The sequence below is a fragment of the Celeribacter naphthalenivorans genome, from assembly GCF_020524585.1.
Lineage (GTDB): Bacteria > Pseudomonadota > Alphaproteobacteria > Rhodobacterales > Rhodobacteraceae > Celeribacter > Celeribacter naphthalenivorans.
In genome coordinates, this window is record NZ_JAIVLK010000021.1 from 1 (window position 1) to 3,044 (window position 3,044).

Annotated in this window: 1 protein-coding gene; it reads right to left on the bottom strand. The window is 53.4% G+C overall.

Annotation, left to right across the window (positions count from 1 at the left end; genetic code table 11):
• Positions 1-601 precede the first annotated feature (601 nt).
• On the bottom strand, positions 602-2,482 hold the full coding sequence (locus tag LC094_RS21485) for a ParB/RepB/Spo0J family partition protein (protein ID WP_226554843.1): 1,881 nt from the start codon (positions 2,480-2,482) through the stop codon (positions 602-604).
• Between the last annotated feature and the right edge of the window lie 562 nt (positions 2,483-3,044).

Here is a 3,044-nt window from a genome sequence, read left to right on the forward strand (position 1 = left end):
AACGGGGCGGGGCCGGAGGTTCCGCCTCGATCGGGCAACACAGAACCTCCCCGAAAACAAAAAATGGCCCCGCTACAAAAAGCGAGGCCAGTTAAAATCCTTCACCACAAAGGATAAATCTATTTTGGGCATCGTTTGAGGCGACACCCATGCTGATCTGTTGCCACGAGATCAAAAGGCAAGCAATTCATTTTGAGACGCCCCACATGAAGACCATGCAAAAAGTCTAAAAGATATACGGGATCAGCGGGGTAAGGCGCGCAATTCCACGCATGACGCACCAAAGCTCTTTCATTGTTGGACAGTTCGAACATTTTGCGCCTTGCCTCGCGCCAACGCTCTGCACGCCTGTTTCGCGCCTGAACCTCTGTCTTACACCATTTACTCGCTCTCTCCCTCATCACTGCGTCTTCGTTGGTCTGAGCCTCCGCCACCAGTTCGGCCAAAAGGGGAAGAGCTTCGCGCTCAAGACGTTGTTTTCTGCGCAGCGCTGATCGCTTTCGGTTTGTGTCGTTGAATGGATGCCGAGGGAAACGCTTAAACCTCATAGAAGCCTCTTTTTTTCATAGGGCGGGGCACTTTCGCACCCCGCCCATTGGGATTATTCAAAGCAGTTGGGAACCCATGCCGCGACACGAGCCTTTTGCTCGTCGGTCAGGCCGTGGTGATCCTGAGCCTCCGGCTCATTGAACAGGTTGTGCATCGTCTTGCACTTCTCGCCCTTCTTGAACTTCACAAACTCAGCGAGCGCTTTGCTGTCGTCGGACAGGTCCAAAAGGGACTGGAACAGCCCGTCAAGCTGGCCTCCATTCAAACGCTTGAAACAGTTGGTTTCGGAAGGCGTCCAGATTTCGCGAATGTCGGCTCCAACTTCTTCCATGATCAAAGCCATGAAAGGCTGGCGCTGGGTTTTAAAGCGATAGGCCAGCGCTGCGGTGATATGACCATTGCGCAGTTTCTTCCCGGCGCCCCGATAGGCTGCGAAGCCTTCGACTGGCGACATCCGGCTCAAGTCATACATCTCTTCAAGCGCCGCTTCCGCTTTGTCGTCATGTTCACCACCGAGACGCGGATCGAGGACGAAATTGTCCGCGACATCAGGCTTGTTGATGTCCCGCGTTCCGTGGCCCATGCCGAAAATCGAGGACGTTCCAGACGAAGCCGGAGACATATCGAAGGCAAACAGGTCCAACAAATATTCCGATTTCCGCAGGAGCGCAGTTTGGGTCGCAGCCAAACGGATTGCCACCATATCATCAACGAACTTTTGGGAAAACGCCGGCTTCTCTTTGACCTCTGCTTTAACTTTGTTCACTGCCTTGATGACACCTGCGTCCACTGCCGCTTGCTGATCTTCCGCCTTCACATATGCCCCAGAGAACACAAGCGCACCGTCGTCATTGACATAGGCAACCACACCCGCAAGCGCTTTCTGAGCGTCGGTATAGTGACCGTCGAGGATCGCTTGCAATGCATCCAGTTCAGCCCGGTCCGCGTCGGCCAGTTCGTCGTCATGATCAAGTTCTGACAGCTCGTCGTAACGTTCAGTCTGTTCAACGGACAGGACTCCGGGAACCCGGCGAATAGCCTCATATTGCTTAAACGGCGTGCTCCATGTGTCCAGATAATGATTTTCATGGGTATCCACCCACTTCCAGCCAAATTCCTCTTTCGCCTGTTCGGCGGCGTCTGCCAGTGCCTTTGCAAAGCAGGTTTCGAGAATATCGGGGCTGTCAAAAATGGCCTCTTCCGCGAACAGATCGCCTCCAAGAATGCCGCCCGCATCCTTGTAAGTTTCTTCTCCCACAAACTTCGCTTTACGGTCAGAGCCGCGCACCATGTTCGGCTTGAGCATATTCTTGATGTTGTAGTCGCTGTAATTATAGCCGCGAATGCGCTCCAACACCTCAAGACTGCGCTCCGCGTCGTCGGAGATGGTGAAACAACCTGCGGCGCTCAGGGTGATGTCGCCTGCATCCAACGCTTCGATCACGGCTTCCGGCAGTTTATACAGGGCAAGGCGGCGGTACACATGGTTTTCAGTCACCGCAAAAGCGCGGGCGATAGCTTGGACAGGCGAGCCAGCGTTGCCCATTTTGCCATATGCGCGGATTTCTTCGGCAGGGCTGAGATTGCGCCGGGCCACGTTTTCCGTGTTCGCCCAAAGGCGGGCAGTTTCTTCATCAGGGGCAATTTTGACGGTCGGAAAAGCCAGATCGGGACGTACTTCGGCAAGGTCCGCATGCTTGCTCGCGAGATGTTGCAACCCGCGAAGGCGGCGACCGCCCGCAACAATACCGATCCGGCCCTCAGAATCGGGGAACCCGGCCATGTTCTGGATGATCCCTGCCGCCCAAAGGCTTTCGCCCATCTCTATGACATCGGCCTCCGAAACCTCCTGCCGTGGGTTGAGGTCGGAAACATAAAGCTGGTTCAGCGGGGCTTTGATTTCGTCGGCGGTGATAGGTTCAATTTTCGACATTTTAGTTACCTTGTCTGTGGTGAAGATGTTTGGTAGTTATGCCCCGGCCTAGAAAGCCGAAGGCGTAGGGATACTAAATAACCCCGTGCTGGATCAGGAAGCGGCGTCCTATTCCAAAGTGATCGCCCTTCCTGAGAAGCGCCCAAGCCTCCATGAGACGACGCTGTTTCAGTTCTTTGCTCAATAAATTCACCGTCCATTCTATGATTGATTGATTGATGGGAGAGGCAACACTGCCCTTCTCTTGCACCGATTACTCTTCACTGTCTTTTGGAAGCGGGGGGAGCGAGAGACTGCTTTTGAGAACAAACCCCGTTCCATCACAGTGAAGGCATTTTGAGATACCGTCCCACGCATACCCTGAACCATCGCAATACGAACAAAAGGCTGCGTCAATTGGTTCGAGATCACTAACAGAGCTAGACATTTGAATTTCCTTTCCGGCCTCTCCTTATGCATTAACATTACTGTATTGCGGCGACCTAAACCAATGTTTTATTTGCCTTTTTCATGAATTGTTTTCTTGCAATGCTCTTCCCTGTGCGTTTGCTTCGAACCTTGA